Here is a 14151-nt window from a genome sequence, read left to right as displayed (position 1 = left end):
GCGTTTCTTTTCGGGTACTGATTCAGGCGCCCGACAGGCTGGAGTTGGAACCCCCCATGACCACCGTAACCTCTGCTACCCCCCGCCGCACCCGTACCGACTGGTCTGGGCTGGGCTGGCTGTTCCTGTTCTTCTGGTACTTTTCCGCCGTTACCCAAGGCCTGATCCTCTATAACGGCACCACCGGCTTCCAGGGTTTTCGCGACGCCTTCTTTCTAAGCGCCCTGTGGCTGATCCCCGTACTGCTGTTTCCCTCGCGTACCAAGCTGATCGCCGGGGTGATCGGCATTGTCCTGTTCCTGTGCTCGCTGGGCAGCCTGTTCTACTTCCTGGTGTACCACCAGGAGTTTTCCCAGAGCGTGATTTTCATCATGTTCGAGTCCAATAACGCCGAGGCCAGCGAGTACCTGGGGCAGTACTTCCAGTGGTGGATGGTACCGACCTTCATGCTGTACGCCGCTGTGCCCGTGTTCATCTGGACCCGCCTGCGCCCGGTGCGCATCAGCACCACCAAGGCCATAGCGGTCAGCCTGGCGCTGATCCTGGGCCTGGTGGTGTGGCCGCTGGTCAAGGCCGTGAAAAAGAAGGGTGGTTTCGAAAACGGCATGGAGAGCTTCCAGGGCCGCATGGAACCTGCGGTACCGTGGCAGCTGGTAATCGGCTACAGCAACTACCTCAAGCAGCTCGATGGCATGCAGGACATGTTGGCACTGGATGCCAAGATCCCGCCCTTGACCAACCTCAAGGACACTGCTGCCGGGCAGCCATCGACCCTGGTGCTGGTGATTGGCGAGTCTACCAACCGCGGGCATATGAGCCTCTACGGTTATGGCCGCGACACCAACCCGCAACTGTCGAAAATGCGGGACCAGCTCAGCATCTTCAACGATGTGGTCACCCCGCGCCCCTACACCATCGAAGCCTTGCAGCAGGTGCTGACCTTCGCGGACGAACAGCACCCGGACGAATTCCTCAAGACCCCGTCCATCGTCAAGATGATGAAGCAGGCTGGCTACAAGACCTTCTGGATCACCAACCAGCAGACCCTGACCAAGCGCAACACCATGCTCACCACGTTCTCGGAACAGGCGGACGAGCAGTTCTACATGAACAACAACCGCAACCAGAACGCGCGGCAGTATGACGGTGACGTGATCGACCCGTTTGCCAAGGTGCTGGCCGACAGCGCCCCGCGCAAACTGATCGTGATCCACCTGCTGGGCACCCACGTCAGCTACCAGTACCGCTTCCCGCCGGAATTCGACAAGTTCAACGACAATGTAGGTGTTCCGCCGTCCATCACTGGCGAGCGCCTGCAAACCTACAACGACTACGACAACGCGGTGCTGTACAACGACTTCGTGGTGTCCAGCCTGATCAAGAAATTCCAGGCCACCGACCCCAACGGCTTCCTGTTGTACCTGTCTGACCACGGCGAAGACGTATACGACTCGGGTGACCACACCAACCTGGGCCGCAACGAAGGCAACCCCACATCGGCCATGTACACCATCCCGTTCATGGCCTGGGCCTCGCCGAAATGGAAGGCCGACCACGCCTGGAGCTTCCAGGGCGACGCCAACCGGCCGTACAGCAGCCAGGACCTGATTCACACCTGGGCAGACCTGGCGGGCCTGAGCTTCAACGAATGGGACCCGACCAAGAGCCTGGTCAACGACAAGTTCGTGGTACGCCCACGCTTGATCGGCGACCCGTACAACCCGAAAACCATGCGTGACTACGCCACCATCGCGCCAAAGGCCGATGCCAACACCGCCGTAGTCCAGAAGTAACCCTGCGCCGCCTTCGGCAGCTATCTGCGGAGCCGGAACTGCCGCAGGCTGCGAAGGCCCGCGCTGCGGGCCCGCGATCGGCATGATATCGCTGAAGGTCCTGCGGACCTTTTCGCAGCCTGGCGGCAGCTCCGCGGGCCTACGCGGGCCTACGCAGTCCTACGAAGGCAGCGGCAGCCAGGCGCCCCTATCGTCAGGCCTGCAGCGCCTTGTCCAACGCCTTCTCGATCTCGCCCTTGATGGACGAGCCCATGATCGACAGCATCATTCCAAGCTTCAAATCCACACGAATGGTGTCGTCGCCGACGCGGATGGTACCGCTGGCGCCGCTGCGCTTGACCTCCACGGTATCGCCCTCCCACCGCGCCTGCAGGTCGTATTCACTGGCCAGTTTGTCCACCAGCACCTCGGCTTTCTGACGGGCCGCCTCGCGCCCCAGGCTATGTTTGCGCTCAACGCTGATATGCGTCATCCAACCGATCCCGAATAAGTGATAATGCGGGCTATAGTATCGCGGATAGCCCTTCAAGCCATCTGCGACCAGCCTTGCCAAGACAAAGCCGGCCATGGGGATTAGAATGGCCAGTAATTTTTTCCGGTGACAGCGATATGACCGATCAGCGCAAAGCCAGCGATGCCGAACCCACGACTCACTTCGGCTACAAAAACGTGCCCGAAAGCAAGAAGGCCGAAAAAGTCGCCGAGGTGTTCCACTCGGTAGCGGCCAAGTACGACCTGATGAACGATGTGCTCTCGGGCGGCATGCACCGGCTGTGGAAACGCTTCGCCATTGAACTGTCGGGCGTGCGCAGCGGCAACCGCGTGCTGGACATCGCCGGTGGCACGGGCGACCTCACCCGCAAGTTCTCCCACCTGGTGGGCAGCACCGGCGAAGTGGTACTGGCTGACATCAACGAGTCCATGCTCAAGGTAGGCCGCGACCGCCTGCTGGACCTGGGCGTGGCCAGCAACGTCAAGTTCGTCCAGGCCGACGCTGAAAAGCTGCCGTTCCCGGACAACTACTTCGACTGCGTGACCATTGCCTTCGGCCTGCGCAACGTGACTCACAAGGAAGACGCCATCGCCTCGATGCTGCGCGTGCTCAAGCCGGGCGGCCGCCTGTTGGTGCTGGAGTTCTCCAAGCCCACCAACAAGTTCATGTCCAAGGTCTACGACGCTTACTCGTTCGCGTTCATGCCACTGGCCGGCAAGCTGATCACCAATGACTCGGAAAGCTACCGCTACCTGGCCGAGTCGATCCGCATGCACCCCGACCAGGAAACCCTGAAGGCCATGATGGTGCAGGCCGGTTTCGACCGCGTTACCTACCACAACATGACCTCGGGTATCGTTGCCCTGCACCGCGGCATCAAGCCCTGATGCTCTACAGCGGCCTGATCGCCAGCGCCGAGCACGGCCTCAACCGTGTGCTGCGCCTGGACAGCACTGCCCTGCCCCGGCTGGCGCGCCTGGCTGGCAAGGTGATCGAAGTCGATTGCCTGAGGCCGGCCATGAAGCTGTTCATCCTGCCCAGCGGCGAGGGCCTGATGCTGGCCAGCCAATGGGCAGCGCCGGCCGACTGCGTGCTGCAGGCCCCGGCCAGCAGCCTGGCGCAACTGGCTGTCAGCCGTGACAAGACCGCCGTGCTGCACAGCCCCCAGGTAGACCTGGGCGGCGACAGCGGCGTGCTGCTGGAACTGGTGGCGGTGCTGCAAGACCTGGAACTGGACTGGGAATACGAGCTGCAACGCTGGCTCGGCCCGGTGGCCAGCCAGCTGATCAGCGGCCACCTGCGCCGCGATGCCAGCTGGGTGCGCCGTGGCGTGGCCAGCCTGAACCAGAACATGGCCGAATACCTGGCCGAAGAAACCCGCACCCTGGTGGGCAAGCACGAAGCCGAAGCCAGGTTTGCCGAAATCGACGAGCTGAAGCTCGATGTAGAACGCCTCGAAGCGCGCCTAGAGCGCCTCGCCCGATCCCTCAACTCCAGCGATAACGCATGAAGCTGCTTGCCGTCCGCCGTTTGTTGCGCATCCAGCGCGTCGTGATCCGCTACCGTCTCGATGACCTGCTATTTGCCCTCCCCCTGCCGTGGTTCCTGCGCATCACCCGGTTTGCCATGCCCTGGCGCTGGTTGCCACGCAAGCGCCTGGAACTGAGCCGCGGCGCTGCCCTGCGCCTGGCGTTGCAGGACCTGGGGCCCATCTTCATCAAGTTTGGCCAATTGCTGTCCACCCGCCGCGACCTGCTGCCCGAAGACATTGCCGACGAGCTGATGCTGCTGCAGGACCGGGTGCCACCGTTCGACCCGCAACAGGCCATCAAGCTGATCGAGGAGCAACTGGGCAAGAAGATCGTCGAGGCGTTCAGCCGCTTCGATGTCGAACCGCTGGCCTCGGCCTCGGTCGCCCAGGTGCACTCGGCGCAGCTGCGCAGTGGCGAAGAAGTCGTCGTCAAGGTGGTGCGCCCGGGCCTCAAGCCGGTGATCGGCCAGGACCTGGCGTGGCTGTTCCTGCTGGCGCGCTGGGCCGAAAAGTTTTCCGCTGACGCCCGCCTGCTGCACCCCGTGGACGTGGTGGCCGACTACGAGAAGACCATCTACGACGAGCTCGACCTGCTGCGCGAGGCGGCCAACTCCAGCCAGCTGCGCCGCAACTTCGAAGGCTCGGACATGCTTTACGTGCCCCAGGTGTATTGGGACTGGTGCCGGCCGAAAGTGCTGGTGATGGAGCGTATCTACGGCATCCAGGTCACTGACCTGGCCACCCTGGCCGACCAGCGCACCGACATGAAGCTGCTGGCCGAGCGTGGCGTGGAGATCTTCTTCACCCAGGTGTTCCGCGACAGCTTCTTCCACGCCGACATGCACCCGGGCAACATCTTCATCAGTACCGTGGCGCCGTGGAGCCCCAAGTACATTGCCATCGACTGCGGCATCGTCGGCAGCCTCACGCCCGAGGACCAGGACTACCTGGCGCGCAACCTGTTTGCGTTCTTCAAGCGTGACTACCGCCGCGTGGCCCAGTTGCACATCGATTCTGGCTGGGTCCCGGCGGAAACCAAGCTCAACGAGTTCGAGGCAGCGATCCGCACCGTGTGCGAGCCTATCTTCGAAAAGCCGTTGAAGGACATTTCCTTTGGCCAGGTGCTGATGCGCCTGTTCCAGACCGCGCGGCGCTTTAATATGGAAGTGCAGCCACAGTTGGTGCTGCTGCAGAAAACCCTGCTCAACATCGAAGGCCTGGGCCGCCAGCTGTACCCGGACCTGGACCTGTGGAGCACCGCCCAGCCGTTCCTGGAACGCTGGATGCGCGACCGCATGAGCCCGAAAAACCTGTTCCACAACGTGCAGTCGCAGGTAGAACAGCTGCCGCACCTGGCCAACATGACCCGCGACCTGCTGGAACGCATGTCGCAACCGCACGCCAAGGACCCGGCGCCGCCGTGGCACAAGCCCACCGAGCAGCGCTTCGTGCGCCTGGTAGGTGGCGTTCTGCTGGCCGGCGGTGCGACACTGGCCGCCACTGGCGGCGCTATCGATACCCTGGCCGCCTGGCCCGCCTGGGTCATGCTTGCCACCGGCCTGTATCTGGTCGTGCGTTGATAGCCAGCCGTCCATGGGGCTGGCACACTAGAGAGGAGTTCGAGCGGATCGAACTCGATGTCGGAGTCAAAAATGAAAGACTGGCTGGACGAGATCAACTGGAACAGCGACGGCCTTGTCCCGGCCATTGCCCAGGATCACAAGACCGGGCGCGTGCTGATGATGGCCTGGATGAACCGCGAAGCGCTGCAACTGACCGCTGCGGAAAACCGCGCCATCTACTTTTCGCGCTCGCGCAACAAGCTGTGGCGCAAGGGCGAAGACTCCGGCCACGTGCAGCATCTGCACGAAATGCGCCTGGACTGCGACGCCGATGTCATTATCCTGATGGTTGAACAAGTGGGCGACATTGCCTGCCATACTGGTCGTCAGAGCTGCTTCTACCGCGTCCACGAAAACGGCGAATGGAAAACCGTAGACCCCGTGCTCAAGGACCCGAAAGCCATCTACCAGGCAGGACACTCCCATGAATGACACCCTGACCCGGCTCGCCGAGGTACTGGAGTCGCGCAAAGGCGCCGAGCCCGACAGCTCCTACGTCGCAAGCCTCTATCACAAGGGCCTGAACAAGATTCTGGAAAAGGTGGGCGAGGAGTCCGTCGAAACCATCATCGCCGCCAAGGACGCCGCCGTCAGCGGAGATTACAACGATGTCATCTATGAAACCGCCGATTTGTGGTTCCATAGCATGGTCATGCTGGCTGCGCTCGGCCAACACCCGCAAGCGGTCCTGGACGAACTGGACCGTCGCTTCGGTCTCTCGGGCCATGTCGAAAAAGCCGCTCGCCAGCCTTCATAACGTATCGAACGAGGAATTACCCCATGGGTCTCTTTGACTGGAAACACTGGATTGTCATCCTGATTGTCGTGGTACTGGTGTTCGGTACCAAGAAACTGAAAAACCTGGGCACCGACGTCGGTGAGTCGATCAAGGGCTTCCGCAAGGCCATGAACGATGACGACAAGCCCGCCGACCAGCAGGTACCGCCTGCCCAGCCGGTTCACCCACAGGCCACCTCGCCGCTGAGCCAGCCGCATACCATCGATGCCACGGCCCAGAAAGTCGAAGAGCCGATCAGGAAAGACTGAGTCATGTTCGGGATCAGCTTCAGTGAATTGCTTCTGGTGGGCCTGGTGGCACTGTTGGTGCTCGGCCCCGAGCGCCTGCCGGGTGCCGCGCGCACTGCGGGCCTGTGGGTAGGCCGGCTCAAGCGCAGCTTCAATGCCATCAAGGCGGAAGTGGAGCGTGAAATCGGCGCCGACGAAATCCGCCGGCAACTGCACAACGAGCACATTCTGTCGCTGGAGCAGGAAGCCAAGAAAATCCTGAACCCGCTGCAGCAGGCCATCAACCCGCCGCCTGCGCAGCCGGCGCCGCCGCCAGTGATGGAGGCGCACCCTGCGCAGCCAGCGCCTGTGACGCCGGTTGTCGTAGCGCCAGCCCCGGTTGAGGTGGCACACCCTGGTCACGACGCCCACGCCGCGCAACCAGGCCAGGCTCCTGCAAGCGGGCAGCCGATCCCCGAGCAAGTCCCCGGCGAGCACACTCCGCCTCACGATCCGACACAGCCGCCGCGAGCCCCATGAGCGAAATTCCCGAAAACGACCAGCCCATGCCGCTGGTCTCGCACCTCACCGAGTTGCGTACCCGACTGCTGCGCTGCGTTGCGGCGATTTTCATCATCTTCGCCGCGCTGTTCGCCTTTACTCAGCAGATCTATACCTTTGTCTCCATTCCGCTGCGCCAGTACCTGCCGGCCGGCGCGACAATGATCGCCACCGACGTGTCGTCACCCTTCCTGACGCCGTTGAAGCTGACCATGATGGTGTCGCTGTTCCTCGCCATCCCGGTCATCCTGCACCAGATCTGGGGCTTCATCGCCCCCGGCCTGTACAAGCATGAAAAACGCGTTGCGGTACCGCTACTGATTTCCAGCATCCTGCTGTTCTACTGCGGCATGGCCTTCGCCTATTTCCTGGTGTTCCCGCTGATCTTCAAGTTCTTCGCCTCGGCTACCCCGGCCGGCGTGGAAATGATGACCGACATCACCAGCTACCTTGATTTCGTCATGACCCTGTTCTTCGCCTTCGGCGTGGCCTTCGAAATCCCGGTGGCCGTAGTGCTGCTGGTATGGATTGGCGTGGTCGAGGTCAAGCAACTGAAGAAGATGCGCCCGTACGTAGTCATCGGCTGCTTCGTGGTGGGCATGATCCTCACGCCGCCCGACATCTTCTCGCAGACCCTGCTCGCCGTGCCCATGTGGCTGCTGTTCGAGATCGGCGTGATATTCGGCGGTCTGGTCAGCAAGCGTGGCGAGCCTGAAGAGGAAAGCGACAAGGACCATGACGACCAGCCGCCAGCGACCCAGGCGTGAACCTGCTGCTGCTTGAGGAGGCCGACTTCATCGCGGCCGACCGGGTGGTGCTGCGCGACCGCCGCCTGACGCACATGCAGGAAGTTCACGGCGTGGCCGTCGGCGACAGCCTGCGCGTGGGCCGCATCAATGGGCTGATGGGACGTGCGCAAGTGCTGCGCCTGGAAGCCCGAGAGGCGGAACTGCAAGTGGTGTTGGAGCAACAGCCGCCCGCCAAGCTGCCGCTGACCCTGGTGCTGGCCCTGCCGCGGCCGAAAATGCTGCGCCGGGTATTCCAGACCGTTGCCACCATGGGCGTCGCCAAGGTCATTCTGGTCAACAGCTACCGGGTGGAAAAAAGCTTCTGGCAGACGCCGTTCCTGCAACCGGACGCCATCCGCGAGAACCTGGTGCTGGGCCTGGAGCAGGCGCGCGACACCATGCTGCCAGAGATCATCGTCGAGAAGCGCTTCAAGCCCTTCGTCGAAGACCGCCTGCCGGCCATCAGTGCAGGCACCCTGGGCCTGGTGGGCCACCCCGGCGACTACCCGCCCTGCCCCCGTGCCCTCAGCGAACCGGTGACCCTGGCCATCGGCCCCGAGGGTGGCTGGATTCCCTACGAAGTTGACCTGCTGGGCAAGGCGGGTTTGAACCCGGTGCAGTTGGGCGAGCGCATCCTGCGCGTCGAGACCGCCGTCACCGCCCTGCTGGCCCGCCTGTTCTAACCAACATCGCCTTTGTGGGAGCGCTTGCCGGCGAGCTGTTTGGCCTCAAAAGCTCGCTGGCAAGCCAGCTCCCACAACGCTATGCCCCGGAAAAGTCCGATCCACGGTATTACAGATCCTTTGCACCAAGCCGATACAAGGGCACGCTAATGGCATTAAGCCTTTTCTGCTCGCTAGGAGTGCAAGCGAATGTATCGTTGGATGCAATATCACCTCGGGCACATCAGCGTGCGGCGCAAGCTGGTACTGGGTTTCGGCCTGGTCCTGGCCATGACCCTGCTGACCACCACCACTGGCTGGAGCGGCCTGACGGCGCTGATTACCCGTGGCGACAAGCTCAACACCATCGCCACCGTCAGCGACCTTACGCGTGACCTGCGCATCGCCCGCCTGAGCGTGGCGAACGAGAATGGCAGTATCGATGGCGTATTGAACGTACTGGGCAAGCTGGATACGGCGCTGGCCACCGCCCGCAACCAATTAACCTCGCCGGAAGACGTGGCCAGCCTGGACCGCCAGATCAGCGCCACGCGCGAATACCGCCAGACCGTGACCGAACTCGATCAGGCGCGAAAGTCCCAAGACAACCAGCGTGACCTCGCGCCCCTGTTCAAGCGCCTGGCCGATGCCGGTACCGTGCTGCTGGACATGAGCACCGAGCTCACCCATTCCCAAACGACCAAGCGCGATGCCGACGCCGCCAGCGCCAAGACCTGGCTGAGTTCGGCTGCCGTGATGGCGCTGGTCTTCGGCCTGCTGGCCGGGTTCGCCATCACCCGCCAAGTGGTACGCCCACTGCAAGCCACCCTGAAGATCATGGACGAGGTGGCCGCCGGCGACCTGACCCACGACCACACCGTCGACCGCACCGATGAGCTTGGCCAACTGCAGAACAGCCTGCAACGCATGACCGTGGGCTTGCGCGTATTGATCAGCGGCATCAGCGACGGCGTCACGCAGATCGCCAGCGCCGCCGAAGAGCTGTCCGCCGTCACCGAACAGACCAGTGCCGGGGTCAACAGCCAGAAAGTGGAGACCGACCAAGTGGCCACGGCCATGAATCAGATGGCCGCCACTGTGCAGGAAGTGGCGCGCAACGCCGAGCAGGCCAGCGAAGCCGCCGTGGCGGCCGACCAGCAAGCGCGCGAGGGTGATCGCGTGGTCAGCGAGGCCCTCCACCACATCGAGCGCCTGGCGGCCGAGGTGGGCCATTCCACCGAAGCCATGGGCCAACTCAAGCGCGAAAGCGACAAGATTGGCGGCGTGCTGGATGTGATCAAGTCCGTGGCCCAGCAAACCAACCTGCTGGCCCTCAACGCTGCCATTGAAGCAGCGCGCGCCGGTGAAGCCGGCCGTGGCTTTGCGGTGGTAGCCGATGAAGTGCGCAGCCTGGCCCAGCGCACCCAGCAATCCACCGAAGAAATCGAACAACTGATCGCCGGCCTGCAGAACGGCACCCAGCAAGTGGCGACGGTGATGGACAACAGCCGTACCCTGACCGACAGCAGCGTGGAACTGACGCGTCGAGCGGGCAGCTCGCTGGAAAATATTACACGAACGGTTTCAACGATTCAGAACATGAACCAGCAGATTGCAGCGGCGGCTGAGCAGCAAAGCGCTGTGGCTGAGGAGATTAACCGCAGTGTGATGACCGTGCGGGATGTATCGGATCAGACGTCGGCGGCGAGTGAAGAGACCGCGGCGTCCAGTATTGAGCTGGCGCGGTTGGGTAACCATCTGCAGAATTTGGTGGGCCGGTTCAGGGTGTAACAAATGAGGCGCCCGTTGTCTGTGTTTGCATCCATCAAAATGCCAAGCAGACTAGGGCGCCAACTGGCGAAAGCACGTTCTACAACGCATTCCCAAGATTGACAAGCAACAAGTATGAGTAGCCCATTTCTGTACTCCCCCTTCTCACAATGTATTGAAACACCCACGACGCGCCTACAGACTTCAGTGAAATCAATGTCGTACCACTGACAGCGAAGTCTGTTGATTTACTGGCCCCGACCGTCATCGAGCCAAGCTCTCTGGTGGTATTACTTATATTGAATCTGGCACATTTCCAAGTAACTACATCCCCTGCGGCTGGTGTGTAGGTCGCTTTGAACGTACCCCCTGACTCGTAGGGTGGATATCTCCCGTCTGCAAGTTGGTTATACAAGGAGGGAGTATTGAATGTTGCTTCGGCGGTACTCATATCATCCATTTTCAAATACCTCTGCAGAATAAGAGCCACGAAACATTCGTGACGCACCCATAAGATAAACGCGGGAGCCGCATGGACAACTGTCAAATCCTGCAAATCATGAAGTTTTTCAAACCTTCGAAAAGTAACACTAACAGTACAAAAAAGATGCCGAGTGAAGTGTGTCGCCCACGTGCACAAAGCAGCGTAGCAGGTGCTCGGGCGCCGAATCTTCCAGCAGTTTGCCGTGGTCGAAGAACAGCACAGGGTGCGCCACTTCGCGGGCGAAGCCCATTTCGTGGGTGACGCAGATCATGGTCATGCCTTCCAGCGCCAGGGTCTTCATGAAGTCCAGCACTTGAGCCGCATTCCGAGACGACCCATCGCGACTTTCTGAAGCTGATAGCAGATTCCCGCAAGCGAGAAAATCAGTCACGATCTGTTTTTTGAGCTTCAAGCGCTGGGAGTTGGCGAAACTTTATGGCAACATTCCGTTCGCGGCAGCAATGGATCTGAGCCTGCCGCATGACAAACCAAGGTGCACTAAAGCTCAGGAAAGTTGTGCGACTCAAGTGTTGTAAGTTGCGATAAAAGCATAAGGTGCTCTACCGCCTTGACTTTCTCGACACTTGCGAGCGAACCACTTCCTCCAAGCATAAGTGCGGGTGCAAACCCATACATCTCGTCAGGCAGCAACGCCCCCAGTTTTTTTCGAGCTTTTTTGAATAGATGATCGACATCATTATATTCAGGATCCATGGCTAACAAGAAATACTGAAATGCCTTATCGCCCTGCTCACGGTCTAATTGAGACTCATATATCGAGTATCTTGATAGACTCGCGGTGATTTTAACTGTTTCACAGGACGCCTCCCCCCACAAATATAAACTTCCGAACGCTCCACGAGCTATCAGGTGATAGCGATCTCTACACTCAAGCTCCGACCCCTCAAGCCACGAAGCGACCACTCCCTCATACTCCTGAGGGTTAACGAACCAAAAAATCCCATCACCGTATCCTCCCCACCCGTGCTCCTTCCAGTGCTCAAGCAAAAGGCTTGGCAATTTTCCCGCATATTTCGCGATAGTCGACGCCGGCACCTCTCGACGGACCGCCACATTACCAAAGGTTTGCAAAAATTCTGAAAAGACATCATCCATCAAGTAGCCCTCAGCACTTTACAAGTTTAACATTTATAAAAGTCGATCCGCGCAAATAGTGCGGCACACTCTCCGCTGCTTTTTTTCAAGTTATCTATTTTTGGCCGCCACTGAGGTCCAATACTTGAATTCACCTGACGATCGCCGAAATCTGAAACGATGTCTCTACCTCCTGCACGCAAGTCTGGGTTATGTAAGCCTGCAAGGTTCGACATTGTATTCCTTGCATCTTCGATTGCCTTCCGCTTAGCTGCTACTGGATCCAACATAAAGCTGAATTCTTTTTGGAAACGATGCCTAAGCTTTTCCTCAAAATCCGCCCGCGCTATTGCCGCTGCCCTCTTGTTACGCTTGATGGGATTGGCGACATTTTCCAAATACTCTTGAACCGTAAGCCTGTTTAATCCTCTTTCCTGCCCACCCAACTGCCGCTCAAATTCTCCTATCTTCGATGCTGGCAACTTGTCCGCCTTGAAGCACTCCACATGATGCAACGGCATGGTAGGCGCTTTGCCTCGCCCCGACCGCTTTTCTCTCTGCGGCCCATGTTCCGGCGGGTCAACCAGCGCCCCGCGTCGCGGCTCCGGCGGTTTGAGATCAGGACGGCGCTTCAGATGATCCTCATGTTTGATCATCCACTGGGCCAACCGTGAGCCGCGCTCGCTGCCACGCATCTGGCGCGCCAGAACGTTGATATCGCCACGCCCTCGCGTGAGGTAGGAAACCAGCGCGCCGAGGATCAGCAGCACAACTGTTTCATGGGCGCTTGCAATCTGCCAAGCGGCCAATCGAGCTGGGCCGAAGTCACCACCGCCGACGAATCCGGACTCAATCGGCCAGTCTTCCTTGGGGCCGTTCCAGGCCATGGAGATCCCACGCACGTAAGCGTCGATAATCGGCGGCAAGCCCTTGAGGATGTCGTCGGCCAGGGCACCCAAGCCGAAGGCAGCCAAAACCAACTACTGGCTTTCAGACCCAAGGTACCGCCAGCTGCCGCGCCGGGGACTACACCGACGCCGCCGGCAAATAACCCCGCCGTTCCGCCCGCCACGGCACCCGTGATGACGGTGGCGGCAACGATTTTGGTCATGTCGGCAAGGGCGTCCAGCAAGTCCTTCAGCACATCCCCAATACCCAGCTCCAGAAAGCGAGCCGCGATGTTTCGTGCAGCTTCCTGATTAGCCATGTCGCACGCGCTCTGCACACACCGCAAGCGGCGCATTGGCATCGACGACTCGATCACTTCCCATGGCGAGGGTGAAGAAATCAGCCGATTGGCAGGACGAGAATGGCTGAACCCTCCTGAACTGGGAGGCTTGACGGTGCTCGCCAGCGTCTCCATTTCAAACCACGATGGAACGTTGCTCCACGCCGGCATCGGCCCTCCTTGTGAGGTTGCTGTGGCGCTTGGCGGATGAGTGAGTGGCTCAAAAGCCAGCAGCTGTTTTTTTGGAGCGGCAACCGTAACGAAGGGGTGTGTTCTGGGAAGCCAGACAAGTCCGACAGATCAGCGGGAAATTTCCCAAAGAGAATTTTTTGCCTTGCGTCCTACAAGGAAACGTCATTTTCAGAAACGTCTGACTTGAGGTCATGGGGACGCCAGGGATAGGCTCCCCAGGTCGCTGAGAACAGCGATCGGGCGTGCAAGCCTGAAGGGAATATTTGCGGCTGTTGTAGAATGCTTGCGGCGTACCTGTACGCCTTCAAGAAAGCTATGGCGGCTGTACACGGGAGGGCTTCGGCCCTGCTGGGTTTTCAGATATTCCCCCGGTCTTGCACACCCGTGTCCAGCCGCCACCCCTGATTGCGTGCAAGCGGTCAGGATGGCGCTAACCCAATAGCCAAGGTTTCTTGAAATGAATATCAATACTTTCAGTTTCACTACTAGCCAGGGCTTCGGCCCGCTCGACCGCAACAACGAACCGCTTTTCACCGTCCGCGAAGGGCTGCACCCCGCCGACGCCCTCACCCACGCCTCCCTGCTGCTCGGCTATGCCGGTAACGTGGCTTACGAAAGCGCTGACAGTGACACGCTGGAGGACCACATCCCGCGGTAGATGCAGCCAAGGCGTTGGTGGATGCCTGCCCGGCGCACTGACGACCTGTAGCCGCTACACATCTGTGTGGGAGCGGGTTCTACCCGCGAAAAGTGCGCTGCGTAATCTCTGACCCCACGCGGTGGCCTGTTCGTGGGCAGAGCCCACTCCCACAGTGTTGAACCCAGTACGGGTGCCAGGCTTGGCACTGTGGGAGCAAAGGGGGGCGCCGAGCCCTTGCTCGCGATGGCATCGACGCGGTTCCAGGACGGAGACCGTGGTGTCTGCTT

16 protein-coding genes and 2 pseudogenes are annotated in these 14151 nt (G+C 60.4%); 13 read left to right on the top strand and 5 right to left on the bottom strand.

Going from position 1 to position 14151, the window contains the following annotated elements; all coding sequences use genetic code 11:
• Window positions 1–56 precede the first annotated feature (56 nt).
• Entirely contained in the window at window positions 57–1793 is a 1737-nt protein-coding gene (gene cptA, locus PMM47T1_RS09370; protein WP_008367998.1) for a phosphoethanolamine transferase CptA, read from the top strand.
• A gap of 193 nt (window positions 1794–1986) precedes the next feature.
• On the opposite strand, the gene PMM47T1_RS09365 is transcribed toward cptA, so the two are convergent.
• The gene (locus PMM47T1_RS09365) at window positions 1987–2265 is read right to left on the bottom strand and encodes a polyhydroxyalkanoic acid system family protein (protein WP_008367996.1); all 279 of its coding nucleotides are present in this window, start codon (window positions 2263–2265) and stop codon (window positions 1987–1989) included.
• Between the two features lie 137 nt (window positions 2266–2402).
• Between PMM47T1_RS09365 and ubiE the strand changes: the two genes are divergently transcribed.
• The 10 genes from ubiE to PMM47T1_RS09315 all read left to right on the top strand — a co-directional run bounded on the left by ubiE (window position 2403) and on the right by PMM47T1_RS09315 (window position 10246).
• Complete coding sequence (gene ubiE / locus PMM47T1_RS09360) at window positions 2403–3173, top strand: bifunctional demethylmenaquinone methyltransferase/2-methoxy-6-polyprenyl-1,4-benzoquinol methylase UbiE (protein ID WP_008367995.1); 771 nt, start codon at window positions 2403–2405, stop codon at window positions 3171–3173.
• On the top strand, window positions 3173–3796 hold the full coding sequence (locus PMM47T1_RS09355; RefSeq protein ID WP_008367992.1) for a ubiquinone biosynthesis accessory factor UbiJ: 624 nt from the start codon (window positions 3173–3175) through the stop codon (window positions 3794–3796). The genes ubiE and PMM47T1_RS09355 overlap by 1 nt, the downstream gene beginning before the upstream one ends.
• Window positions 3793–5397 carry a ubiquinone biosynthesis regulatory protein kinase UbiB gene (ubiB, locus tag PMM47T1_RS09350; RefSeq protein ID WP_008367990.1) on the top strand — a complete coding sequence of 535 codons (1605 nt, stop codon included), beginning with the start codon at window positions 3793–3795 and terminating at the stop codon, window positions 5395–5397. The genes PMM47T1_RS09355 and ubiB overlap by 4 nt, the downstream gene beginning before the upstream one ends.
• A gap of 72 nt (window positions 5398–5469) precedes the next feature.
• Window positions 5470–5871, top strand: coding sequence for a phosphoribosyl-AMP cyclohydrolase (hisI, locus tag PMM47T1_RS09345; protein ID WP_008367988.1), 402 nt, complete (start codon window positions 5470–5472; stop codon window positions 5869–5871).
• Window positions 5864–6196 carry a phosphoribosyl-ATP diphosphatase gene (locus PMM47T1_RS09340; protein WP_008367986.1) on the top strand — a complete coding sequence of 111 codons (333 nt, stop codon included), beginning with the start codon at window positions 5864–5866 and terminating at the stop codon, window positions 6194–6196. The genes hisI and PMM47T1_RS09340 overlap by 8 nt, the downstream gene beginning before the upstream one ends.
• A gap of 23 nt (window positions 6197–6219) precedes the next feature.
• On the top strand, window positions 6220–6486 hold the full coding sequence (locus PMM47T1_RS09335) for a twin-arginine translocase TatA/TatE family subunit (protein WP_008367984.1): 267 nt from the start codon (window positions 6220–6222) through the stop codon (window positions 6484–6486).
• A gap of 3 nt (window positions 6487–6489) precedes the next feature.
• Complete coding sequence (gene tatB, locus PMM47T1_RS09330) at window positions 6490–6984, top strand: Sec-independent protein translocase protein TatB (RefSeq protein ID WP_008367982.1); 495 nt, start codon at window positions 6490–6492, stop codon at window positions 6982–6984.
• A complete protein-coding gene (tatC, locus tag PMM47T1_RS09325) occupies window positions 6981–7772 on the top strand; it encodes a twin-arginine translocase subunit TatC (RefSeq protein ID WP_008367981.1) in 792 nt (263 codons plus the stop codon). Before tatB ends, tatC begins: the two co-directional genes overlap by 4 nt.
• Window positions 7769–8476: a 16S rRNA (uracil(1498)-N(3))-methyltransferase gene (locus PMM47T1_RS09320; protein ID WP_008367979.1), complete on the top strand. Its 708-nt coding sequence runs from the start codon at window positions 7769–7771 to the stop codon at window positions 8474–8476. The genes tatC and PMM47T1_RS09320 overlap by 4 nt, the downstream gene beginning before the upstream one ends.
• A 189-nt stretch (window positions 8477–8665) precedes the next feature.
• Window positions 8666–10246: a methyl-accepting chemotaxis protein gene (locus tag PMM47T1_RS09315; RefSeq protein ID WP_008367977.1), complete on the top strand. Its 1581-nt coding sequence runs from the start codon at window positions 8666–8668 to the stop codon at window positions 10244–10246.
• A gap of 569 nt (window positions 10247–10815) precedes the next feature.
• On the opposite strand, the pseudogene PMM47T1_RS09310 reads toward PMM47T1_RS09315, so the two are convergent.
• From PMM47T1_RS09310 to PMM47T1_RS30675, 4 genes and pseudogenes are all read right to left on the bottom strand, one after another.
• Window positions 10816–11025, bottom strand: a pseudogene (locus PMM47T1_RS09310) (hypothetical protein); the annotation flags it as partial.
• Between the two features lie 182 nt (window positions 11026–11207).
• Window positions 11208–11825 (bottom strand): GAD-like domain-containing protein, encoded by a 618-nt coding sequence (locus tag PMM47T1_RS09305; RefSeq protein WP_008367973.1) that lies wholly within the window; start codon window positions 11823–11825, stop codon window positions 11208–11210.
• A 26-nt stretch (window positions 11826–11851) separates the two neighbouring features.
• Window positions 11852–12325 carry a polymorphic toxin type 15 domain-containing protein gene (locus PMM47T1_RS30680; protein ID WP_337999155.1) on the bottom strand — a complete coding sequence of 158 codons (474 nt, stop codon included), beginning with the start codon at window positions 12323–12325 and terminating at the stop codon, window positions 11852–11854.
• Between the two features lie 180 nt (window positions 12326–12505).
• Window positions 12506–13011 (bottom strand): annotated as a pseudogene (locus PMM47T1_RS30675) (DUF6861 domain-containing protein); the annotation flags it as partial.
• Here PMM47T1_RS30675 and PMM47T1_RS30670 point away from each other — a divergent pair.
• Both PMM47T1_RS30670 and PMM47T1_RS09295 read left to right on the top strand, forming a co-directional pair.
• Window positions 13010–13243, top strand: a complete 234-nt coding sequence (locus PMM47T1_RS30670) for a hypothetical protein (RefSeq protein WP_157212976.1) — start codon at window positions 13010–13012, stop codon at window positions 13241–13243. The pseudogene PMM47T1_RS30675 and the gene PMM47T1_RS30670 overlap by 2 nt on opposite strands.
• 438 nt (window positions 13244–13681) lie before the next feature.
• Window positions 13682–13882, top strand: a complete 201-nt coding sequence (locus tag PMM47T1_RS09295; protein ID WP_008367968.1) for a hypothetical protein — start codon at window positions 13682–13684, stop codon at window positions 13880–13882.
• The last annotated feature ends 269 nt before the right edge of the window (window positions 13883–14151 follow it).

The sequence above is a fragment of the Pseudomonas sp. M47T1 genome, assembly GCF_000263855.1.
In the GTDB taxonomy this organism is placed as follows: domain Bacteria; phylum Pseudomonadota; class Gammaproteobacteria; order Pseudomonadales; family Pseudomonadaceae; genus Aquipseudomonas.
This window is presented reverse-complemented; position numbering and strand designations above follow the sequence as displayed.